Origin of the sequence: Pseudomonas syringae, assembly GCF_000737245.1 — a bacterium.
In the GTDB taxonomy this organism is placed as follows: domain Bacteria; phylum Pseudomonadota; class Gammaproteobacteria; order Pseudomonadales; family Pseudomonadaceae; genus Aquipseudomonas; species Aquipseudomonas syringae_J.
Window position 1 is genome coordinate 14,178 of record NZ_JPQU01000078.1, and the last position, 23,680, is coordinate 37,857.

Below are 23,680 nucleotides of genomic sequence, written 5' to 3' on the forward strand. Positions count from 1 at the left end.
GCGCTCTCCCTGGCTCAGTAGTGGGCACGCAGCTTGTCGCCAGCCGGGTTGACCGCTTCGCGCAGGAAGCCGTAACCGCTGCGTCGATCGAGGCGAAACAGGGTGTTGGTGACATAGACGTCGTCACGAATACCCACCACCTCCACCACCTCACTGACACAGCGCCGACCGTCCGGGAGACGTGTCAGCTGAATCACCACATCCAGCGCCGCGCAGATCATCTGCCGCAAGGTTTTCTCGGCAATCGAACGACCCGTCAGGCCCACCAGCGTCTCCAGACGCAGCAAGGCATCCTGAGCATTGTTGGCGTGCACCGTACTCATGGAACCGTCGTGGCCGGTGTTCATGGCAGTCAGTACATCGAGCACTTCAACACCCCGAATTTCGCCGAGGATGATCCGGTCCGGTCGCATTCGCAGGGCGTTGCGAATCAGGTCGCTGGCTCGAACTTCACCATGCCCTTCAGCGTTAGGCGGCCGGGTTTCCAGACGCACCACATGGGGGTGGCTCAGTTGCAGTTCCGCTACGTCTTCGATGGTGACCAGCCGTTGGTGCGGGCTGATCAACTGGCTCAGCACGTTGAGCAACGTGGTTTTACCTGTGCCGGTGCCGCCGCTGACCAGAATGTTGCAGCGCTTGCCCACCGCCTCTTCAAAGAAATCGAAAATCGATTGATCGATGGTCTGCATCGCCACCAGGTCTGCGCTTTTGAGCATGTCCTTGCGGAATTTTCGGATCGACAGACAGGGCCCGTCCAGCGCAATGGGCGGGATGATCGCGTTGACCCGGCTGCCGTCGGGCAGGCGCGCATCGACCATGGGCGATGACTCGTCCAGCCGCCGCCCGAGGGGCGCAAGAATGCGCTGCATCACCCGCTCGACATGATGCGAATCAATGAAACGCAAATCCGTGTGGTGCAGCACGCCATCGCGCTCGACGAAGACTTTGTTCGGGCCATTGACCAGAATTTCCGTCACTGAGCTGTCGCGCAGCAGCACTTCCAATGGCCCGAAACCGGTCAGTTCATCCACCAGCTCTTCGGCCAGACGCTCCATTTCATAGCGGGAAATCGCCAGCCGCAGCCGGCCGATGTACTCGGCGACTTTATCGGTGACGAATTGCGCGAGAACTTGCCGCGCGCCTTCCAGCAGATTGCGGCCGCTGTCTTCGATGGCATCAATGATGTAGCGATGCAGCACCAGTTTCAGCCCTTGGGGATCGCTGCCATCAGGCTGGTTGCGGGAGGCAACACCAAACAGTTTCTCCGGCATTATCTGCTCCCTCGTAGCCGACTGAACCAGCTCTCACTGGGTTTTTCCGCCCCGGCGGAATGCCGCGCCAGCTTCTCGCCCAAATTGCGCAAACCGGCGCACAGCGACTCACGGGGCGACAGTTCGAACAGCGGCACGCCCTGATTTTTGGCATTCAGGCGCAGCTCCGGACTGAAGGGCAGCACCGCCCGTGCCGACATATCGAAAGTCTTTTCCAGGGTCTCGGAATTGGGCGCGACGGTTTTAAGGTAGCGGTCGATGAGCAAGCCCGCATGCTGCAGTTTCATGCCCTTGCTGCGCCAGAGATTCAGCGTCGCCAGATTGCGCCGGCACTCCAGTACGCTCTGATCTGTGTACCACAGCAGTTGATCGCAATGGATGACCAGCGTGCGCAGTGCCTCGCTGTCGGGCTGCCCCACCAGATTGACCACCACATGCTGGAAGTGCTGACGCAACGAGCTGAGCAACATGTACAGCTCAGCCGCGCTGGACTGCTCCAGCCGGTCGTCCGCCTCGGTATACGCCAGGATGCGCAGGCCGCCGGCGTGGGTGGTAAACGCGCTGTCGATGAGCGTTGCATCAAGCCTGCGTAAATGGCGCAAGGCATCACCAAAACTGAAGGAGGATTCCAGGCCGAGCAGCGACAGGCTGTCACCCCGAGGCAAGCCCAGATCCAGCAACAACGTGCGCTGCCCGGTCTTCTGCACCACCAGCGCCAGATGGCTGGAAATCAACGCGCCGTCACCATCACATTGAGCGCCGTAGAGCATCGACAGGCCGCCGATATTCGGGTTTTGCGCCACCGGTGGCAGGCGTTTGGTCAAGCGCCGCACCAAGCCCGCCACTTCGCTGGAACGTGAACCGTAAGCCACGAAATCCCGGGCACCGGCGCGCATGGCGTTAAGCACCAGCTGGTTATCCATGCCGTCACCGAGGGCGACGATGGCAAGCATCGGCTTGGCTTCCAGCGCGCCTTCGATCAAAGCACTCTGCGCCATCAAATGCTCACGATCCAGGCCGACGAACACTACGCTGGCGAAGGTTACGTCCACCAGCGCCAGCAAATCATCAAGACTGCCAGAGCCCGCGCTGACCACTTGGCCCAGAGGTGCCAGCGCACCTTGCAGCCATTCCAGGTCGGTGGGGGTTCTGGTAATTGCCAGAAACGTCTGGCTCAGGCTCTGGCTCATTGCGACAACCCGCTGCGCTTGTCGAAATTGCCGTTTTCCAGGAAGTACATCCGCAGGAAACTCGGGTCGTAGTTGCGCAGTTGCTCGCCCGGCAAGGCAGGCAATTGGGCATTGACCGCCAGTGGCTGCACCAGATGCGGAGTGACGATCATCAACAGCTCGCTTTCCTCACGGTCAATGGTGGAGTTGCGAAACAACGCGCCCAGCACGGGGATGTCTCCCAGGCCCGGAAACTTATCCACAGAGGAAGAGTTGCGGGTCCGGATCAGGCCGCTGATCACAAAGCTTTCACCGTCGGCCAGGGAGATACTGGTGTCGGTGCGCCGCACGTTCAGGGCGGGCACTGTGGTCCCGGCGATCGTAACGCCAGCGCTGTAATCCAGCTCGCTGACTTCCGGCGCAACCTTGAGCAGGATGCGATCACGGCCCACCACCGTGGGTGTCACGGTCAGGCGCACACCGAACTCCTTGTACTCGATGGAAATACCGTTGCCCTCACCATTGGGCACCGGCACGGGAAACTCGCCGCCGGCCAGAAAACTCGCGCTCTGGCCATTCAACGCCACCAGGCTTGGACGCGCCAGGGTGTACGCGAAGCCGCTGCTTTCCATGGCATTGAGCATGCCTAACACTTTGCTGCTGCCGCCGCCCCAGACGATATTGAAGCTGTCGTTGTTCAGCGGAATCACGGGTTTGGCGGGGTAAATCCGGCCGATGCTGCCCGCCGTGGCGTCTGTCACTGAGGGCACGATGCCTGGCGTGACACCCAAGCCAGGCACAGTCCCTGGCCCGCCAAACAGAAAGTTGTTCGAGCCCTTGCCGAAGATCGACGTGCTGGCTTCCTTGAGCTTGGTGCGGTTGACTTCGACGAAGCGAATATCGGTTTGAACCTGGCTGGGCAACACTTCCCCACCCGCCAACATGACCTTGTCAGTCATCGCCGCCGTGGCCCGGCCACGGACGAACACCATGCTTTGCCGGGGTGACGCCGAACACGCGGTCCAGACCATCAGGCTGGTGGTGCCGGGCCCGACGCCGGTGAGCAGAAATCCGTCATTGCCAGCGACAAACACATCGGCAATTTTCGGATCGCCGACAGCAACCCGAGTGATCGCTACTGACGAGCGAATGTCCTGCTGCATGCCTTGATCGACTTCCAGCACCCCCGGCAATGCGGCCAGCGCCGCGCAATTATTGGCTGCGGCCGAGGCAGACTCGACGCTGCCTATTGTCAAAGCAAGCGCCCAGAAAACAGGTTTCAGAATCGGCACGTAAGTACTGCTCATGCACTGCATCCTTGCTCAAATCAGGGGGTTTGTTGCGTAACCTGCTGCGCAGCCTGCTGAGAGATCTGCGCCCCGCGAATCACTTCCACCGGGCGCGGTCCGCGAGGTGCTTGCGGGTTGCTTTGCGTGCGCGGTGGAGCACCGAGGCTCAATTGGGAAAATTGCAAAAGATCGCGGCGAGTGGTGTCCAGGCGCACAGCAATAGCCTCGCCTTTGCCGGTGTTTTCGCTGGCCCAGTACTGCTCGAGATTTTTTTCCTCGGCACTGCGCACCGCCAGGCGCAACACGCCGCTCTGGGTAGCCAGCATCAGTCGGCTCAGCAACACTTGCGGCACCGCCACCACCACGGTGCGGGCCGTCGCGCGGCGCTGCTCCTGGGCCAGACGCTGCTCGGCGGTCAGGTTCTGTGCAGCTTTACCATCCAGAGTCGGGCCGAGTATTTCGCCTACGCTCAGCACCCGCAACGCGGGCACTGCGGTCTGGCTGGAGCGGTCGGCATTCAACGCGTCCTGGGGCAGATAAAGCAGCACGTCGACGTAATCGCCAGGGCTGAGCTGACCAGCCGCACCGATCACTTCATCAACACTCAGGGCCAACGCCCGTTCATCGGGGCGAATCATCCGCGCCAGCGCCCCGCCGGACTCGAAACTGCTTTCGCTGAGCCAACTGCCGGCACGCAAGGTCTGCCAAGTGCTGCGGCCCACCACATCATCAATAGCGCTGAAGCTGCCAGCCGGTGCAACTCTGAGGCGTTCGACGACCAGATCCTCGGCCTTGAGCGCCACATACGGTGGTACGTCGCGCAGGACGATCACCACCGGTTTGCGCAGAGGATCTTCAGTTGGCGGCGGTGTTACGGCAGGCGCAATGGGCGCTTGTGAAATCGGCGCTGGCACTGCTGCAGGCGCAGGTGCTGGCTGCCGAGTGACAGCCAAACCCCAGTAGCCCGCGACCACCGCGCCAAGTAAAAAAAACACCGCCAGAACCATGGTTAGACGACTGCTCATAAACGCCCCCACTTCACCATTGCGCTACAACTCCAAGCCCAAAGAAAACTTCGCAATCAGGTAGTTATGAACATCTATCGACACGTTATTGAAAGTAGCGTAGCTCTCGAAAAGCGCCATCGTCCTACGACAATTTCATGCAGGGATTGTGTCGGCCGAAGTGGAAACAGCGATATATAACTTTGCGGTTAATACTTAGATACTGTTGTGGGTTTGGGTGAGGGGCGCAATGCTGTCAGTGCGATGGATTGTTTATGCACGACCTGCATTACCCGCGTCACAAGGCGCCAGGAGAAGTCAGATGTTCCTAACCAAAATCAATGCCGGCGCCAAGCGCCTGATTAAAAATAAAGACGGTGCTTCGGCGATTGAGTACGTGATTATCGCGGCCATGGTTGCAATCGTGGCGGCTGCCTTCATCGAGCCAATCGGTGATGCTGTGAAGGCAAAATTCGACCTGATCACAGAAAAGCTTGATGGTACCAAGCCGACCTGAAACTTGAATTCACTCTCTGTATACGGACTTTGCGACAATCACACGGATGCCTGCGATGGCCAGCCCTACCCGCCAGCAACTGTTGTTAGTCGATGATGAAGAGGACGCCAACGAAGAGCTGGCAGAATTATTGGAAGGCGAAGGTTTTTGCTGTTTTACGGCGTCCTCGGTCAAACTGGCTCTGGAGTTATTGACCCAGTATCCGGACATTGCGCTGGTGATCACAGACCTGCGCATGCCGGAGCAAAGTGGTCTGTCGCTTATCAAACGGCTGCGCGAACACACTTCGCGCCAGCAACTTCCGGTGATCGTTACTTCAGGCCATGCGGACATGGATGACGTTACTGACCTATTGCGCCTGCAAGTACTGGATCTGTTTCGTAAACCGATCTATCACGTACGTCTGCTGGAAACCCTCAACACCCTCTTCCCGATGCCGCCGGTTTATTTGACCGGACGGTAAATCCCCCTTGCTGATCTGGCCCCTGTAGGAGCGAGCTTGAACTGGTCAAGCTTGCTCGCGATGGCGGATGTTCATCAACCTGTGGGAGCGAATTCATTCGCGAAAGCGGTATTCAACCGATACATCTGTATTGGACGTCCCGGCCCCTTCGCGAATGAATTCGCTCCCACAGAAACAGCGTTCATCTGCTTGCACATACTCACAACTGATAACTAAAACTCAACGTGTACCTCGGCTTGCGGTTGAGGCTGTCCAGGCCTTTGTCGGACATGGGTTTGGCGGCTTCCAGTGCGATGTTGTAATAGCGTGCATCGCCGAACCGCAGGCCGGTGGCAAAAGACGACAGCTTCGAATCTTTCACCGGCAACTCATTGAACCAGGTCCGCGCCGCATCCAGCACCACGTAGGGTTGCAGCACTTTCACCCAGGTACCGTCGCGGTTGAAGCTGTAGTTGACCTCATATGCCACGCCCCAGCCCTTATCGCCCGACGCCTGATCATTCGGGTAGCCACGGGCGAAATTCTGCCCGCCAAACTGTGCTCGCTCACTGTCGGGCAAACTGTCATCACTCCAGTACAGCGCCCCGGATAACACACCCTGCCAGCGCTCGAAGAACTTGTCGCTCTGCACCCCGGAGAGACGCGCGCGGAAGAAATCCAGGTCATACAGCTCATCGTCGGTTTTCGCTCCCAGGCCATCGATCCCCTGATACACACCGGCACTGAGGATACGTAACTGCGTCGCAGTGGATTTGCGCCAGTCGCCCTCAAAGGCCAGGGCGCGAATATCCGTCTGATTTTCGATGCTGAGGGGAAAACCGACTATCTGAAAACGGGTCTTGTCATTGACTGCATACAGTCGCGCCCCCGCGCTGAGCCACTCGTCCTGAGCCGCAATCAGCGGATGGCTGAAGCCTACGGACAGGCGATCATTCTCCCGATGCTGCTTGAGCTGGATGCCATTCTCCAGGTTGATCCGGGTGCTCGGATCACTGCGATAGCGTGCCCCCCACACATTGAGTTGTGTGCCTTCGGCATTCAGGTACTGGCTGTAATCCAGGCGGTAGTAATGCTCCTTGTCATCGCCGGGCGGGAACAGGCCACTCAGGGTCAATTGCTCGGCCATGGCGGTCTGGGCATTGCTGCTGACACCGAGTAACGCTTGTGTGCCTTTGCGGTTGTCTTCGGTGAGGCTCAGGCTGCTGGTGAACGGCTTGCGCGTGGCAGAGGCGATCAGCGTTGTCGCGCCGTCGGTAGTGCCCGGTGGCGGCGCCTTGGCCTGCAAGGTCAAGCCGGGGACGCGGCTCATCAGTGCGGTATAACGCTCGAACGTCTTGCGGGTCAGCGGCCGCTCCTGACGAATTTTGTCCACCAGCTTTTGAAGATAAGCCGAGACCCGACCCACATCACCTTCCAGCTGATAATCGCGGATATAGCCTTCGACCAACACTACCCGCACCACGCCTTGATCGAAATTCTGCGGCGGCAAAAAAGCATAAGACAACAGATAGCCATCGGCCTGATAGCGCTGCGTAATGCCCCGCGTCGCCGCGATCAATTCGGCCAGCGTGACTTCACGGTCCAGCAACGGCTGATAGGCTGCGCCGAGTTCTTCAAGTTGATAAACAGTGCCACCTTCAATACGGATTTTGCGCACCGCCACCTTGGTATTCATCATCAGCGGTGTGGCGTCAGGAGACCCAGGTGCGGGCAACTGCACTGAGGGGGTCACCGGCCGGTAGGCATCAGCAGGAAGGTTGGGAACCGGCAAATTGCGCTGGGCATCATTGCTATTGAGAAAGGCGGGAAAGGTCTCGGCATGAACCAGACAGGACGTCATGGACACACCCAGCACTATGGCGGGGAAACAGGCACGCATAAGGACACTCCATGGCCAGAACAGCAGCGGTATTCGCCTATAAAAAAGACAGGGGATCATGTCGATTCCCCTGTCTGAAACAAGCGTAGGCGCTGTTTGAAAAGTCGCTACCCGTGCACTACTTACTTCCGGGAATTCAGCAACCCACCACCCAGACTTCCGCCTAATGCGCCTGTCACACCACCGAGCAAACCACCCACTGCACCTGTTGATGCGCCTGTGCCAGTTGCACCACCGTCCACTAGGCCGCCGACCTGCGTCACGGTTGCTCCCAGACTGCTGACGGTTGTGCCAAGCGCGGTACCCACAGGGTTGTTGCTAACCGCTGCTACGTTGTTGCCCAGACTGCCGACCGCACTGCCGACCTGAGCCACCAGGCCGTTGACCGGGGCACCGAGCCCGGTAGCGCCGCCGACCTGTTGCGTGATGCTGGCCACGCCCGAAACCACCGGGGTGACTGCCGCACTGATATTGCTGGTTACCGCTGCTACCGGAGCTGCGACGGCGTTGTTGGCTACACCACTGCCACCCAACACTGTACCCAGTGAAGCGACAGTGGCACCCACTGCACCGCCGCTTGCACCTGTTGCGCTGAGCAGTCCATTGCTGCTGCCCAGATTCAGGCCGTTGCCGACACCGGCCACCACCCCGCCAACACTTTCCACCAGGCCTGCGCCACCGACGCCAGGCAGGCTCACGCCACCGCCGAGACCACCGCCCACTGAACCCGAACCTCCACCGCTGACTGGAGCGCCAGCCAGAAAACCACCCGCCGCGCCGGCCACATTACCCAACCCGCCAACCGTGCCGCCCAGGCCACCGGCCAGTGGGTTGCTGCCTGTGGTGCCTGCTACTTTGCTGCCCACATTGTTCAGCGCGCCTTGAACGTTTTGCAGCAGGCCATCTACGGGCGCGCCCAGTCCGGTAGCGGTGCCGACTTTATTGGTAGTGGACTCAAGCATCGCCACCACCGGGACCAGTCTGTCGCCCACTGACTGCGTCAGCTTGCCCAGCGGCCCGTCTGTAGTCGCGGCGCTCAGGGTATCGCCGAGCATGGTCACCTTCTGACCTACGCCATCAACCAGGCCACCCGCGCTGCCGACCACAGTGCCAACAAGAGGCACCTGTTCGATCTGTGATGAGGCAGCAAACCGTGAAACGCCGCGGCCAAGGGATGAAACGCCAGTACCCAGATCGCCAGTTGCTTCGCCCACACTTGAAAGCGTTACACCCAACGCGTTGCTATCGCTGCCGAGCGTACCGAGGCCGGTGGTCACGCCGCTACCGACACTGTTGGTAGCGAAGCCCACGGATGAAATAAGCCCGCCAGCCCCTTCAGTCAGATCGGCGTTGCCTGCAATCGGGATCATCGCCACCACGTCACCGACACCTATTACGGCATCACCCAACTGGCTCAACATATCGCCAGCGGCGCTTGCGGTTTCATTGAATGAAGTCACTGTGAAACCACCGCCGGTACCCGGATCGGTGCCACCTCCACCGCCCGTGCCGCCACCGGTGCCACCGCCTGTTCCTCCGCCAGTACCTCCACCTGTTCCACCGCCTGTTCCACCGCCGGTACCAGCAGTGCCATCGCCGCCGCCTATGGTGCCGCCAGTTCCACCGCCCGTGCCGCCACCGGTGCTGCCACCCGTTCCTGCGCCGGTACTGCCGCCAGCGCCGCTGCCATCGGCAGAACCGGTAGCGCCCGTCCCGTCAGTCCCAGCGGTTGCTGATGAGCTGTCTACATGACTCTTGGAGCCACCACCGCCACTGCTGCAACCGCTTAATCCGACAGCGAGAATAAGGGTCAATACAGCACCAGCTCTCAACAACGACTGAGTTTGAGTTTTCATGAGCGAATCCATCCACCATCTGTTGTTTTTCAGGCTCCCCGTTGTTGCCGGGGGACAACCCTGTCCATGGCTCAATAACAACCCTTGTTGGCCACGCGCTCAACTCACAACTTGGTATTAACCGGATGGATAGAGGTGAATTAGTTTTAAATTAATATTATTAAAATCAACAGGTTAACTGATAACAATTCGCTTTATTGGTTTATTACACCAAAGTTATATAGTCACAAGATACGACGCATAAAAACCCACAAAACCATCTGAATTAACACTATCTCTGTAGGAGCGCGCTTGCCCGCGATTGGGCCTACAAGCGACATATCTATCAACTGGACGGACGCTATCGCGGGCAAGCGCGCTCCTACAGATATCGGATGTATTAATCCACCACCTCGAAAACCAGCCGGGCAGTCTGGCCGCTTTCATCGAGCACACTGAGTTCTACTCGACCCAATCGGCTCAGGGTCGGGTTAAAAGTGTCCTGGCTCTGAGTGTCGGCCATGGGCACACCGTCGATGAACCACCAGCGCCGACCCGAGCCACCCAGCGCCGAAAGCTTCAGGCGCAACGCCTGACGGCTGCCCGCCGGCAAGCGCAGGTGATCGCCTTCGCGCACGCCGACGATCGATAACGGCGTGGCGAGACTCAAGCCTTGCGGCGGGCAATCAGGATCAATCGGCGGCAAGCGCGCTTCCCGGCGTTCGCTACGCAACAGCCAAGGCTCCAATGGCGCAGGCCACAAGGCGATGTCCCGAGCCTGCGCACCCAGGCAGTGGGAGGCAACGCGCAGACCTTTTTCATTGACCCAGATTTTCTCCAGCAATCCCAAGCCCAGCGGCTGATCCAGGGCCTGCAAAGTCGGCGGTGTGGTGCCGTCCAGCGTCCAGGCAAACCGTTGCCGACGGCAGTTGGGATCGCTCTTGCTCATGGGCTGCCCCAGCGGCCAACAAATCGCAGCGACGCCCACGTTGCCCGGCACCGGTTGGATAGGAGCGGCGATGCCCCGCTGGCTGTCGCGGTTGGCCAACACATCGTGAACCTGCAGCATCAGCGGCGCGGCCGACGCCAGCCCGAACTGGCCCGGCACCGGCGTGCCATCGGGGCGGCCAATCCACACTCCCACCAGAAAACGCGGCCCGACACCTATCGCCCAGGCGTCGCGAAACCCATAACTGGTGCCGGTTTTCCAGGCCAGTTGCGGACGCTGCACCAGCTCGGCATGGGGATCGAGATCGGGCCGTGACTGGCCACTGAGGATCTTGCGAATGATCCACGCCGCGCCGGGTGACATCATATGCCGGTCACGCAACGGTGCATCCGGTTGCAAGCGAATATCGGCACTACGCCCGCCACGGGCAAAGGCGCTGTAACCGCCCACCAGTTCATCCAGGCGACTGCCGACGCCACCCAGAATCATCGCCAGATTGGGTTCGGCCAACGGCGGCAATGTCAGCGGCACACCGCCGTTGCGTAGTTCGGCGGCAAAGCGTTTCGGCCCGTAGGCTTCCAGCAGTTGTACGGCAGGCAGATTGAGGGACATCGACAATGCTGAACTGGCCGCCACTGCGCCGCTGAAACCTGCGGCAAAATTGCCCGGCCGATAGTCGCCATAACGACGGGGTACATCCTGCATCAGCGATTCGGAATGGATCAGCCCGGCATCCATCGACAACCCATACAGAAAAGGCTTGAGGGTCGAACCCGGTGAGCGCAGCGCGCTGATCATATCCACGTGGCCGAAGCGCTTGGCGTCGTTGATATCAACCGACCCGACATAAGCTCGCACCGCCATGTTCTGCGCCTCGACCACCAGAATTGCGGCCGATGTACGCTCCGGCAGGCGCGCCCGCCAACCCAGCAGCAAGTCTTCAAGACGCCGCTGTAAACCGGCATCCAGCGTGGTGCGAATCAACGGTGGGCTGTCGGGCCGATTCAGGCGACGAGCCAGCAACGGCGCAAGGCTGGGTTCCTGACGCGGCGCCAGCAAAAGGGGTTCTTCCAGTGCCTCATTCACAGCGATTTGCGGCCAGACCTGAAACTCGGCCAGACGCCTGAGCACCTTGTCTCGGGCCGCTTGTGCACGTTGCGGATGACGATCAGGACGCAAGCGGCTCGGCGCCTGCGGAAGGACGGCCAGCAACGCAGCTTCGGCACGGGTCAATTGCTGGGGTGACTTGCCGAGGTACGCCCAACTCGCCGCCGCCACGCCCTGCAACGTCCCGCCAAAGGGCGCACGGTTAAGGTAAATGGCGAGAATTTCATCCTTGGACAGATGCCATTCCAGCTGCAAGGTCCGCCACAGCTGTCGGGCTTTGCCGTGCAACGTTCGCGAATGCGGATCAAGCAGCCGCGCGACTTGCATCGACAAGGTACTGCCCCCGGAAATCACTCGCGCTCCACTGAGGTTTTGCCAGCTTGCTCGCACCAATGACAGGGGATTCACGCCAGGATGGCTATAGAACCAGCGATCTTCGTAGGTCAGCAGCGCCTCAATGTAATACGGCGAAACCTGGGCGCTGGAAACCGGATAGCGCCACACGCCATTGGCATCGGCAAACCGCCACAACGGCGTGCCATCCTCGGCCAGCACTACCCGGGCCAGATCATCTTTGGGTAACGGCAGCGGCCATAGGCGGTCGGCGAGCCAGAGCAGGGTGATGAGCAATAACATACCGGCGACAAGCCAGCGGCAAATGCGGTACAGCTTTTGTGGGAGCGAGCTTGCTCGCGAAAGGGCCGGTATATACAAAGAAATTTCCCCAGCCGAATCACCGCCTTCGCGAGCAAGCTCGGCTCCCACAGGTTCGTTGGTAGCAGTTGAACGCTTGCAGAACCGTGACAATTTTCCCGGTCTCAAGGCGAAACGCCTTTACACTCCACGGAACTCGCCGCGCGAACCGATAGCCAAAGCGAACAGTTGCCTTTTTTCATGACCCTGATCAGGACGCACATATGCAGGTAGAAAGCTTTTTTGGATGGTTGGGCCAGGCGCTTGGCGCGATGATTCGGTTCATCGTCGACAGCCTGGATTGGTTGTTCGATATCTTCGCTCATGCCGGCGGCAATTTCGTCGAGGGTCTGTCGCGCACGCTGGGCATGGACACCTCGCTGATCAGCATCGGTGCACTGATCGTCGGGCTGCTGTTTCTATACTCCGCCATCCGCGCCTTCATGCGTGCCTCGATCATCATGGGCATCATCTGGCTGATTCTGGGCTTGTGGTTGCTGAGCTGGATTATTCACTAGACGCCACCATCGGTAGGAGCGCGCTTGCCCGCGATGGCGGTGGGTCAGACCACAAATCAATCGATTGATCTGACGCCATCGCGGGCAAGCGCGCTCCTACGGGATTTGAGTCTTACTTACCCTTCACCACCATCTGCGCAGCCGCTTCACCCAGCGCCTGCCAGTTCGGCCGGTACATAGACTCAACTTGCGGCGGCGGTACGCGATAGATCCCGGGCGTCACGGCGCGAGCCAGATACAGCAAGTGGACTGTGTTGTAGCCATTCAGATCCAGCGCTGCTACGTAGCGATCACCGCGATACTCCTGATGCTTGATCCCGGCGTTCTCCATGGAGACGCGCCACTCTTTGACTGAATCGCTGGCATCTTGCAGGCTCGCAGCGCTCTGGGCCAGGTTCTGGTTTTCCAACTCCAGACCTGCTGGCAACAGATCCACCACCAAAGCATCCGGCACCCGCTGCTGAGCTTTGACTTCGATGTGAACCAGCAACAATTGCCCGCTTTTCAGCGCACCCAGCTGTGCCGGTTCGCCATCAAGGCTCAGGTATTCGCGACGGATGCTGAGGTTTTCACCCCCGGCGGCTGGCGGCTGGGTCGGATAACCCGAGATCGTCAGTTGCTGATACAAGGTCTCGCCACCCTGATTTTGCAGGGTCAACGGCGACGCCAGTAGCGGGCCGTCGAGTTTGAGGCCCGGTTGCTCGTTGCTGAGATCGCGACTTTGCGAACCGGCACTCAGGGTCGCCGCCCATTTGCTTTCAGGTTTACCCAGCAAGCCTCGGCCTGCCAGGAACAGCGCGTTACGCTCCTGAGTGGACAGATAACGACTCGCCGCGACTTCATCCGCCAAGGCAAACAGGCGTTGATCGCGTTGGTCCGCCGCCAGGTTATTTTCTTCCAGCAGTGACAGGATCAACGCCTGATCACGCAACGGACTGCCGTAATCGGCCAGCCATTCATTGCCCTTGCGACTGGCCGCCAACCCGGCCTGCATGGCCTGATCCGCTTTTGGTTTGTCACCCATTTTTTCCAGTGCCACCGACAGCTGCACCAAGGGCAGGCCTGAACGCGCATCGGTACGACGATCAAACAGGCTGCGCAACGCACCCAGCGGCGCCTGCTGACTGCGAGACAGTACCAACCCGGCATAAGCCTGGACCGCAAAGCGGGTGTGCTCGGCGTTCTGGCTGTAGCTGACTTCCACCAGATTGTGCTCTTGCAGATATCGCAGCAGACGCTCGTTGGCTTTCTTCAGGGCGTCCGGTGGTACGGCAAAGCCTTGATCCCGAGCGCGCAGCAGGAAGTCGGTGACGTAAGCGGTCAGCCAATATTCTTCCTCGCCATCGGCATTCCACAGGCCGAAGCTGCCGTTATGGCGTTGCATGCCCAGCAGACGCTCGATACCCAGTTCAACCTTGCGCTTGCGCACGGCATCGGTTTCGCCCTTGATGCCCAGCCGCTTGAGGGTCGTTGCGTCCGCATAGAGTGACGGATAGAGACCGCTGGCGGTCTGTTCCAGACAGCCATAGGGGTAGGCTTCCAGTGCGCGGATCTGCTCGCCAAGATTCAGCGGCGGACGGCTGGATACCGACAGCATGGCCTCCCGCCCCGCAGGTTCGAACGCATCGAGTGCGCCTTCCGGCAGGCTCCACAGCTGGTCATTTAGCGCCGCGCGGTAGTGTTTGAGAATCGCCGGATAAGCCGGACGCACCCCAATAGTCCATTCGCGAGAGAACGGCGGCAGGCTCTCGCCCGGCAACACCAGCCCCTGCACCACGACCTTGAACTTGCCCTGCCCCAGACCGCCCAGCGCCCGCACCGGAATGCGCAACGTGGTGCGCTGGCCCTGAGCCAGTTGCACGGTCTGATTGAGCTCGCCGTTGGCCATATTCAACTGGCCGTCGGCACTGGCCTGAACAGTCAGCTTCTGAGCTGCGCCGGACAGGTTCGACAGGTCCAGCGCCACCGTGGTCTGGTCGCCACCGGCCAGGAAGCGCGGCGCGGACAGCTCGGCAATGATCGGCGCAGCGACCACGGTTTTGGCTTCAGCCATGCCATAGCGCTCGCCGGTCCAGGCCTGGGCCATGATGCGCAGCTCGCCGTTGAAGTCCGGGATGTCGACACTCACTTCACCTTCGCCCTGCTCGTTCAGTGTCACCGGCGCGCTTTGCAGGGCAACGATGGTTACTGACGTGTCGGGCCGCTTGCCGCCTTTGGCCAGGGCATCGCCACCGAAAGCCAGGGTTGCCAGACGATTACGACCGGCCTCGATGAGCTGCCCGTAGACGTCCAGTTGGTCAGCGCCATATTGCTTGCGCCCGAACAGGCTGGCGAACGGGTCCGGCGTGGCGTAGCGAGTGATATTGAGAATGCCCACATCGACTGCCGACACCAGCACATGCGCTTCTTTGGGCGCACTGCCGTCGGCGTTTTTCGCGGCAACCTTGAGCTTCAATGGTTGCTTGGGACGCATCTTCTCCGGTGCCGTCACGGTCAGCGCCAGTTTGCGTGGTGATCGATCCAGTGGCAGATGCAGCACGCCAACGGCACGTTTCGGCGTGATGTTGGCCTTGCGCTCGCCGGGACGAATCACCAACGCGCTGACGTACAGATCATGGCGTGCCCACTTTTTATCCAGCGGTATGTCGAAGGTTTTGCCCTCTGCCGGGACGTCTATTTCCTGCCACCACAGGGGGCCTTCACTGGACTCGACCAGCAGATAACCCTTGCCGGCAGAAGGCGGTGTCACGGTGACTTTCGCCGTGTCACCGTCGTTGTAGCCAGGTTTATCCAGCGCCAGCTTGACCTGATCAGGCCGCACTGCGCCGCCGTCCGCATTGTCCTGCCAGCGATAGCCCGCCCAGAAACGCATGCTGCTGATCAGACCGGTTTTCGGGTCTTCGACTTCAACGCGGTATGGGCCCCACTCCACCGGGAAGCTGACCTTGGCGGTCGCCCCCTGTTTGATGTTGATGGTGGACTCCTCGAGGTTGAGGAATTTTTCGTTGAAGTGATAGCTCCAGCCATCGCTGTCCGAGTAGTTCCAGTAGTAGTCACGACGCTCGCGCACCAATCGCACCTTGAGGTTGTCGGCGGCCAGCTTGTTACCGGCATAGTCGGCGACCAGCACCTCGAACTCCACCGGGCCGTCGCCATCGGTTTGCGGCATGCCGTCGGCTTCATCGTCATACTCGTCGCCATTGTTCTGCTTGCCGCCAAACAACGGGCGCAGGCCCGGCATCTGCGCGGCAGGCCAGACCGGCTGCACCACACGCCGGGTGATCGCCCGACCACCAGACTCTTGCAGGCTGGCTTGCAGAATCAGCTGCACGGGGGATTTGACTTTCGACCACTGGCTTTCCAGATCCAGACTCAGCAGGCCTTTTTCGTCCAGGGTGCTGGCGTCGTACTCCAGGTCCTGCTTGAGCTCCTGCTCGGTGATCGAACCGAACTGATAACCCGGCAGCCCCGGCACCGCCTCACGCAGCGGCCGCACATAAAGCAGATTCAGCAGGCTATTACCCGACGCCGGTGCGCCATACAGGTAACGACCGGATATTTCGAACACGGCGTTATCAGCAGGGGCAATCGGTGTGTCACTGCCTTTGACTTCCAGCGCCAGGCGCTCGGGCAGGAAGTCCTCGACCTGAAACTCGTAGAGCTGAGGCTTACCGTCGCCGAGGTCGAAGACCAATTGCCAGCGACCGGTCGGCGCTTCTTCGGCCAGTTGCAGCTGATATTGATAGAGGCCGGACGTGTCCGCCTCCCAGACAAACTTGCGACTGACCTGCTCGTCCGGACGACGCACCTCAACGGTGATCGGCTGTGGTTTCACGTCCTTGCCGTCGTTGTCGCGCAACAAGCCATTGAGCAATACGGTTTCACCGGGACGATAAAGATCGCGCGGGCCGAAAATGAAGAATTGCAGCGGATGAGCCTTGGGCCCGGTGATGTCGAACTCGGCCAGATCCAGCGCTGAACTGTCCAGGCGCAGCATGCTGGTCTGTTCGTCCTTGTGCGCCAGTACCACCGCAGCCTTGGCCGTCAACGGCAGCTCGGCGTGGCCTGCATTGTCGGTTTTGGCCTGGCCGATCACTTTGCCTTCGTTGTCGTACAGTTCCAGCTCGACACCACTCAGGGCTTTACCGCCCTCCAGCGCTTGGGTGAATGCGTCCAGCCGGTTGGCGTAGCGGTGCACCGAAAGACCGATATCGCTCAAGGTGAATATCGTCGCCGGATTGGCGTAAGAATAAGTGCCTGAAGCCCGCATCACCGCCAGATAAACGCCCGGTTGTTGCAGGGCCTTGATCCCGGCAATCGGCAGCAGCAGTGTTTCCCGGGTGTTGCGGGCCGGGTTCAGGTCGAAACGTCCTTCGTAGACCAGCTCGGCACGGCTGAGCAGTTCGTTGGACTCGTAGTATTCAAGACTCGAAGCCCCCCGCCAGCTGCTGAGAAACGAAGGCAGGGCGTCGGTCTTGATCCGGAAGAACTCGACGTTGACCTTGTCTACGTTCAGCGCAATCACCGGCAAGCCTTCAGCCAGACGGGTGGGCAGCAGGCTGCCACGACTGGCGAAACCGACAGTGGCTTTGAGGTCGGCAGTTTCCAGACGGCTGATGAACTCGGCTGCAAGCTTCGCCTTGTTGACCGCCAGCAGACCGGCATCAACGGTGAGTACCAGTTTGCGCTGCGGCTCAAGATGACGCAGGCGCAGCTCCATCAGGTTGTCGGAGAGCTCCCACGCGCCATCGACCTTGCCGTTCTTGCTGTCGACCAGATGCAGTTTTTCCGCGAATTTCTGCTCAGGATCCAGCGGGATCGAGAAGCTCACCGATAAGGTGCTCGCCCCATCGACCTGGATTTCCGAGACATCGACCACCGTCAGGTCACGCCCGGCATAACGTTTGCTCAACTCGGGAAGGTCCACCGCCGGTTTGGGCTTGCCCGACTCCACCGCTGCGGACTGCACAACCGGTGCTGATGCCGATGCAGGTTTGTCGGAAGTGGAGGAATCGCAGGCGCTCAACAGCGCGAGCGCGCAGGCCAGAAACAATCCTTTGCTAAACATGGGGCACTCATTTGGCGACGGGTGAGATGGAGAGACTATATAGCAGCTACGTGACAGGGTATGTCAGAGCGCGAAAATAGACCGTGAGTTTGAGACTTTGTTCTCAGGGGGTGTTGTAGGAGATGGCGGATAGATTTTGTGGGACGCGTCACCTGTGGGAGCGAGGCTTGCCCGCGATAAGGCTGGACGCGATAGACCTGATATCTGTGGTGTCCCTATCGTCGGAATGCCGCCCAGACCAAGCACCGCCCCCACAGGAACCATGGCTCCAACGGGAAATCTCGGTCATCTAAGCCTACAATGCCCGCCTTGCCCGGGAGCCTTCATGTCCACCTTGCTCAACGACTGGCGTCATCGCCCTACCCATCAGCGGGTCTGGGCATTGGCAGCGCCGATGATTCTTTCCAATATCTCCGTACCACTGGTGGCGCTGGTCGACAGTGCGGTGATCGGCCACCTGCCCCATGCCCATCAGCTGGGCGCCGTAGCGGTGGGGTCAACCCTGTATACCTTCCTGGCCTGGGCCATGGGTTTTCTGCGGATGGGCACCACCGGGTTTGCTTCCCAGGCAGCGGGCCGCAATGACGGCGCTGCGCTGCGGCAGATTCTGCTGCAAGGTCTGCTGCTGGCAATGGGCCTGGCGTTGCTGCTGGGTGTGATCGGCCTGCCGTTCAGCCATCTTGCGCTGAGCATGATGCAACCGTCAGCCGACCTGGAGCAGCTCACCGGTGAGTTCTTCCATACCCGGCTGTTAGGACTGCCCGCGGCCCTGGCAGGCTATGCGTTGGTGGGCTGGTTTCTCGGCACCCAGAACGCTCGCGCCCCGCTGATCATCTTGCTGACCACCAACTTGATCAACATCGCCTTGAACCTATGGTTCGTTCTGGGGCTGGACTGGGGCGTGGTGGGTTCAGCCCGTGCTTCGGTGATCGCGGAATGGACCGGCGCACTGCTGGGCCTTGCCTTGACCCGCAAGACCCTGCGCCTCTGGCCAGGCCACGTGGCATGGGCTGCTCTGAAACTGTGGCGCAACTGGCGACCCTTGCTGGCCGTGAATCGCGACATATTCATTCGCAGCCTCGTGCTGCAATCAGTGTTTTTTCTGATCACAGTGCAAGGCGCCCGACTCGGAGATGCAACCGTTGCGGCTAACGCGTTGCTACTCAATGGCCTGTTGATCACTGCCCATGCACTGGACGGTCTGGCACATGCGGTGGAAGCGTTGTGCGGGCATGCCATCGGCGCCCGGGACCGAAATGCCCTGCGTCGCTCGCTGACCGTAGCCGCAGGCTGGTCGCTGATCGCCAGTGCGGGGTTTGCGTTACTGTTCCTGTTGGCGGGGCACTGGTTTATCGCAATGCAGACCAACATCGTCGAGGTCAGGGAAACGGCGTTCATCTATTTGCCGTATCTCGCCGCATTGCCGCTGCTGGCGGTCTGGAGCTATTTGCTCGACGGCCTTTTCATCGGCGCGACGCGTGCCCGCGAAATGCGCGACACGATGCTGGTCAACCTGTTGCTCATCGCACCGTTTGCCTGGCTGCTCCACGACCTTGGCAACCACGGCCTGTGGCTGACGCTGCTGACGTTCATGCTACTGCGCGGCCTGACACTTGGGTTCGTCACCTGGCGCTTGAGCAAAGCGGGTGCCTGGTTCAGCGGCCAGCCCGGGCATTAGCGGCCGTTTTCGTCACTGCCGTGAGCTCCGACGAACAAGACCTTGGGGCTGCTCAGCTTGACGCCGGTAGCATCAATCGTGAGCTGGCTGTCACCCACGCGAAAGGACATTTCCCGGCCATCCTCATAGGCAATCCGAGCGCCGCCGTCGATTTGCACACTCGGCGCATCACCCATCACCGCCGCCAACCCCAGCTGCACCTGGACCATCTCTGCTGCCACCGGGTCAATTGGCGCAGTCGGCATGAGATCCGTCGGGCTCCACAGGCAACCGATGATCAGCGGTTTGTCGATATCCCCCTCCTCAAACTTCACAACAACCTGCATGCCGCCGAGCAAGCGGGTATTCAACTGATTACTCACCGGCAACCAGCAATAGTTGTGAACGGCACCATGCCCTTGCCCGACCCAGTCAAAAAGCGCTTTGACCCGGCCTTGCGCATCACGGCTGACCGGTTCGCCTTCTGCACCCACGATCTGGGCGCGGTGCAACGCTGCCAGGTATGGGCGCGCTCTGGGCCTAGGCTTGAAGCCTGCCTCCCAGGGTGCGACCTTGAAGTGGTTGATGTACATCGGCGGCTCATTCCCGGTTGCCGCTTCCATCTGACGAGGATCGAAGCCTTGGTGAACCACCCTGGTTACCATCCACAAGTGATTCAGCGTGACATCGGGATGCCCTTTGAGTGGCAATAAATACCCGGCCGCCACAAAGGGCAGCGTGCTTTCACCCTCGGCTCCCGGACGGGATTTGTCGACCTGTTCGTCATGCTCGGCATTGATTGAAAATCGCACAACCCCGGGCTGCAGGGGCGCTTGCTGAAAATGGGCCACTGGAGCACGTGGCAGACCACGCAGGCCCTCACCAAACACCAGCTCGTGCCCCAGCCGGGAATGCTGGAAGTGATAGTGAATCCCCTCCTCGGCACACAGGCGCTGGACCAGCTCTAGATCGGTCTCCCGGTATTGGGCGCAATACTCACGCTGGCGAGGTTCGGCCTTGAGGTCGAAGCGATAACTGTGTTTGCGGATGCCATGCTCACGTAACACCTGGCGAATGATCTGCGTGGCACTCATGCGCTGAAAAATTCGCGGTGTATAGCGCTGGGCCAGACAGGCGAGGCGTGGTCCGATGGTCAGCTGATAACACGCCGGCCCCGGCCTGAAATGACTGCGCATCACACCCAGAATCTGCCCATGAACTCCCGAATCCCGCCCCTTGAAACTCAGAAACGCTGCTTTGTACATGAGGTTCGGTACATCCAGCCAGGGTTCATCAATGAGCACTTCCAGCTCAAATGAAAAGGGCTCGCTGAGGGCCTGCGTCCCAGAGAACGACAGCACCTGCAAGTCCTGAAACAGAGGATCGATGTCCAAACGAAAGTGATGTGCGGCAGAACCAGGCATGTGTGGTTGTCTCTACAGGGAAGCGGCCGTGGATTTTGGCCGAGAAGGCCTGCCGGGTAGAGAGCGAAACGCAGAAAAGGAAATTGCCTACAGAAAAACAGGAAAGTGGAGCGCGCAAGGGCGCAGAAGGCATCGTGGGACCGGCTTTAACCGGGAAGACGGCAGGTCCGGCGACACAAATGCATCGCTGATTCGGCCCCATTCCCGGCTAAAGCCGGTCCCACGTCGTTCAGTGCACTCGGTTATTGCGATTAGCCATCATGAAGACAGGTAAGAAGACCGCGTCAGACCCAGGCGCAGGGCGTCGAGGAAGTAGGTGCGTTCACGCGGGGTGATATTGGCGCTGGCGACCTTGTCCCGGTAATGGGTCATCAGTTCTTCAGGCGACAAATGCACATAGCGCAGCATGTCTTCAATGGTGTCGTGAGTCTCGATGCCGGCCGAGTACACGCTGCCATCCGGATTCTGGTAGATGTTCACCGAATCGGTATCACCGAACAGGTTGTGCATGTCACCCAGAATTTCCTGATAGGCACCTACCAGGAACACCCCCAGCAAGTAGTCTTCGCCTTCGTTCAAGCCATGGACCGGCAGGCTGGTTTCGATGCTCTGCTCGTCCACGTACTGATTGATCTTGCCGTCGGAGTCACAGGTCAGATCTTGCAGCACCGCGCGACGCATCGGTTCTTCGTTCAGGCGATGCAGCGGGATAATCGGCAACACCTGATCAATCGCCCAGGTATCCGGCAGGCTCTGGAATACCGAGAAGTTGCAGATGTACTTGTCGGCGAGCTTGTCATTGAGTTCGTCCAGCACCTGACGATGGGAGCGCTGACGGGCCTTGAGCGAGTTATGCAAACGGCGGCACACGGCAAAGTAGCACTGCTCACCCAGGGCTTTTTGCGCCAGGGTGATTTTTCCATCGGCGTACTGAGCGGCGATGTCGCTGTTGTAGTGGGTCGCGCGCCAGTAGGTCTCGGTGACCATTTCAATATCGGTCGGGCCGAGCAAGTCGATCAGCCATTGCAGGGTTTCCGGCAGGCTTTCCTTGTCCTCGATGACCGGCACTTCGTCGTTGTGCTTCTCGACGTCAGTCACCTGCACCACCAGCATGGCGTGGTGAGCGGTCAGCGAGCGACCGCTTTCCGAGAAAATGTGCGGATGCGGCAGGCCCTGCGCGTCGCAGAATTCCTTGAGCATGCCGACCACGACACCGGCGTAATCGTCCATGTCGTAGTTGATGGAGCTGGCGTTGCGCGAGTGAGTACCGTCGTAATCGACACCCAGGCCGCCACCCACATCGATGTGATCCACCGGCAGGCCAAGGTTACGCAGTTCGCCGTAGTAACGAATTGCTTCCTTGAAGCCATGCTGATAGTCCGCCAGGTTGGCGATCTGCGAGCCCATGTGGAAGTGCAGCAGGCGAATGCCCTGATCCAGACCAGCCTTGCGGAAACGCTCGACCACCGACAGCAATTGCGCCGCCGATAGACCGAACTTGGATTTCTCGCCGCCGGTGTCGGCCCATTTGCTCGATGCCAGGGAAGACAGGCGCACGCGCAGGCCCACCTGTGGTGCCACCTTCAGCTCGGCGGCTTCTTCGATTACCAGTTCAACTTCAGACTCTTTCTCGATCACGATGAACACGTTGTGACCCAGCTTCTGGCCCATGAGCGCCAGACGAATGAACTCCCGGTCCTTGTAACCGTTGCAGACGATAGTGCCGCCTTTGGGTGCCAGCGCCAGCACGGCCATCAGCTCAGGCTTAGAGCCGGCCTCAAGACCGATGGAAACGTTTTGCGTGGCGATGATGTTCTCGACCACCGCTTCCTGCTGGTTGACCTTGATCGGGTACAACGCGGTGTAAACATTCTGGTATTCAAGTCGGGCGATATTGCTGTCGAACGCGCCAGTCAGCTGACGCACACGGTCTTGCAGAATATCGGGGAAACGCACCAGCAACGGCAGGCTCAGCCCGCTTTTGCGCAAGTCATCGACCTGTTCGTAAAGATCGATAGGCGAACTGCCCGGCCCATTGGGTCGAACTTCAACGCGGCCGGCTTCATTGATTGCGAAATAACCGGCGCCCCAATGGCGGATTCCGTAAACGCTGCGGCTGTCCGCAACGGTCCATTGGCTGCCATCGTCTTTACGTGTGCGTCGTACGGACATCGAAGTCCCCTATAAAAAAGTCAGGTAGCGCCAGCCACAATTCAGGCTGGCCGCAGTGTAAAGCGTGCAAATGACGGTTTGGTGCTGACCGTCCGTGAGCAATAGACCGGCGATGCAACGCAGAGTTTGCATCGCCCGCGCCGGATATCAGCCGCCGGATTTTTTGGCCTTGAAGCCTTGCTTGACCAGTTCGGCCAGCAGCAGCTCAACGTGGTCACCCTGAATCTCGATGATTCCGTCCTTGAGCGCGCCGCCGGTTCCGCACCGTTGTTTGAGGGTCTTGGCAAGATCCTTGAGGCCGTCTTCAGTCAGCGGTACGCCGGTGATGGTCGTTACGGTCTTGCCGCCACGGCCTTTGCTTTCACGGCGCACACGGGCGATGCCGTCCCCTTCCGGGATAAACGTCTGTTTGCAGATGCAGGCATCAACGGGCTGACGACAGTCGGGACAATGCCGTCCTGCGTCGGTGGAAAACACCAGGCCACCCAAAGCGGCGAAGGATGAGGCTTTTTTAGCCACCGGAAATCCTCTTGTTGAGGACTGAAGGTTAGTCGACTCGCGCATGACAGCCAGCCGACGCGAAGCCCCACTCTGGCAGGGGCAGCGCAGCTGGACGGATACACCCGACCAGCTTGAAAAGGTCGCGCAGTGTAACGACAAAAAGC

Annotated in this window: 15 protein-coding genes; 4 read left to right on the forward strand and 11 right to left on the reverse strand. The window is 59.9% G+C overall.

What is annotated here, in order from left to right:
- Positions 1-14: 14 nt before the first annotated feature.
- The 4 genes from IV01_RS03455 to cpaB are packed head-to-tail and all read right to left on the reverse strand — an operon-like array spanning position 15 to position 4,754.
- Positions 15-1,271 (reverse strand): CpaF family protein, encoded by a 1,257-nt coding sequence (locus IV01_RS03455; protein ID WP_032631098.1) that lies wholly within the window; start codon positions 1,269-1,271, stop codon positions 15-17.
- Positions 1,271-2,461 carry a pilus assembly protein gene (locus tag IV01_RS03450; protein WP_032631100.1) on the reverse strand — a complete coding sequence of 397 codons (1,191 nt, stop codon included), beginning with the start codon at positions 2,459-2,461 and terminating at the stop codon, positions 1,271-1,273. The genes IV01_RS03455 and IV01_RS03450 overlap by 1 nt, the downstream gene beginning before the upstream one ends.
- A complete protein-coding gene (locus IV01_RS03445; protein WP_032631101.1) occupies positions 2,458-3,747 on the reverse strand; it encodes a type II and III secretion system protein family protein in 1,290 nt (429 codons plus the stop codon). The genes IV01_RS03450 and IV01_RS03445 overlap by 4 nt, the downstream gene beginning before the upstream one ends.
- Before the next feature lie 20 nt (positions 3,748-3,767).
- Complete coding sequence (cpaB, locus tag IV01_RS03440) at positions 3,768-4,754, reverse strand: Flp pilus assembly protein CpaB (protein ID WP_032631102.1); 987 nt, start codon at positions 4,752-4,754, stop codon at positions 3,768-3,770.
- Between the two features lie 301 nt (positions 4,755-5,055).
- On the opposite strand from cpaB, the gene IV01_RS03435 reads away from it, so the two are divergent.
- Positions 5,056-5,250 (forward strand): Flp family type IVb pilin, encoded by a 195-nt coding sequence (locus IV01_RS03435; RefSeq protein WP_032631103.1) that lies wholly within the window; start codon positions 5,056-5,058, stop codon positions 5,248-5,250.
- Positions 5,251-5,305: 55 nt separating this feature from the next.
- Positions 5,306-5,713, forward strand: a complete 408-nt coding sequence (locus IV01_RS03430; protein ID WP_032631104.1) for a response regulator — start codon at positions 5,306-5,308, stop codon at positions 5,711-5,713.
- Between the two features lie 199 nt (positions 5,714-5,912).
- Here the strand turns inward: IV01_RS03430 and IV01_RS03425 are convergent, their stop codons facing one another.
- The 3 genes from IV01_RS03425 to pbpC all read right to left on the reverse strand — a co-directional run bounded on the left by IV01_RS03425 (position 5,913) and on the right by pbpC (position 12,152).
- Positions 5,913-7,592, reverse strand: coding sequence for a ShlB/FhaC/HecB family hemolysin secretion/activation protein (locus IV01_RS03425; RefSeq protein ID WP_032631106.1), 1,680 nt, complete (start codon positions 7,590-7,592; stop codon positions 5,913-5,915).
- Between the two features lie 122 nt (positions 7,593-7,714).
- Positions 7,715-9,448, reverse strand: coding sequence for a collagen-like triple helix repeat-containing protein (locus IV01_RS03420; RefSeq protein WP_032631107.1), 1,734 nt, complete (start codon positions 9,446-9,448; stop codon positions 7,715-7,717).
- A gap of 379 nt (positions 9,449-9,827) precedes the next feature.
- Complete coding sequence (pbpC, locus tag IV01_RS03415) at positions 9,828-12,152, reverse strand: peptidoglycan glycosyltransferase PbpC (RefSeq protein ID WP_032631299.1); 2,325 nt, start codon at positions 12,150-12,152, stop codon at positions 9,828-9,830.
- A 248-nt stretch (positions 12,153-12,400) separates the two neighbouring features.
- On the opposite strand from pbpC, the gene IV01_RS03410 reads away from it, so the two are divergent.
- A complete protein-coding gene (locus IV01_RS03410; protein WP_032631108.1) occupies positions 12,401-12,694 on the forward strand; it encodes a hypothetical protein in 294 nt (97 codons plus the stop codon).
- Between the two features lie 112 nt (positions 12,695-12,806).
- On the opposite strand, the gene IV01_RS03405 is transcribed toward IV01_RS03410, so the two are convergent.
- Positions 12,807-17,762 carry an alpha-2-macroglobulin family protein gene (locus IV01_RS03405; protein WP_032631109.1) on the reverse strand — a complete coding sequence of 1,652 codons (4,956 nt, stop codon included), beginning with the start codon at positions 17,760-17,762 and terminating at the stop codon, positions 12,807-12,809.
- A 325-nt stretch (positions 17,763-18,087) separates the two neighbouring features.
- Here IV01_RS03405 and IV01_RS03400 point away from each other — a divergent pair, with 325 nt between their 5' ends.
- Positions 18,088-19,440 carry an MATE family efflux transporter gene (locus IV01_RS03400; RefSeq protein WP_032631110.1) on the forward strand — a complete coding sequence of 451 codons (1,353 nt, stop codon included), beginning with the start codon at positions 18,088-18,090 and terminating at the stop codon, positions 19,438-19,440.
- On the opposite strand, the gene IV01_RS0125495 is transcribed toward IV01_RS03400, so the two are convergent.
- From IV01_RS0125495 to IV01_RS03390, 3 genes are all read right to left on the reverse strand, one after another.
- Positions 19,437-20,843, reverse strand: coding sequence for a contractile injection system protein, VgrG/Pvc8 family (locus IV01_RS0125495; RefSeq protein WP_050507944.1), 1,407 nt, complete (start codon positions 20,841-20,843; stop codon positions 19,437-19,439). The two genes, IV01_RS03400 and IV01_RS0125495, sit on opposite strands and share 4 nt — an antisense overlap.
- A gap of 258 nt (positions 20,844-21,101) precedes the next feature.
- The gene (gene speA, locus IV01_RS03395; RefSeq protein WP_032631111.1) at positions 21,102-23,015 is read right to left on the reverse strand and encodes an arginine decarboxylase; all 1,914 of its coding nucleotides are present in this window, start codon (positions 23,013-23,015) and stop codon (positions 21,102-21,104) included.
- A gap of 147 nt (positions 23,016-23,162) precedes the next feature.
- Positions 23,163-23,534: a translation initiation factor Sui1 gene (locus tag IV01_RS03390; protein ID WP_032631112.1), complete on the reverse strand. Its 372-nt coding sequence runs from the start codon at positions 23,532-23,534 to the stop codon at positions 23,163-23,165.
- Positions 23,535-23,680: the final 146 nt, after the last annotated feature.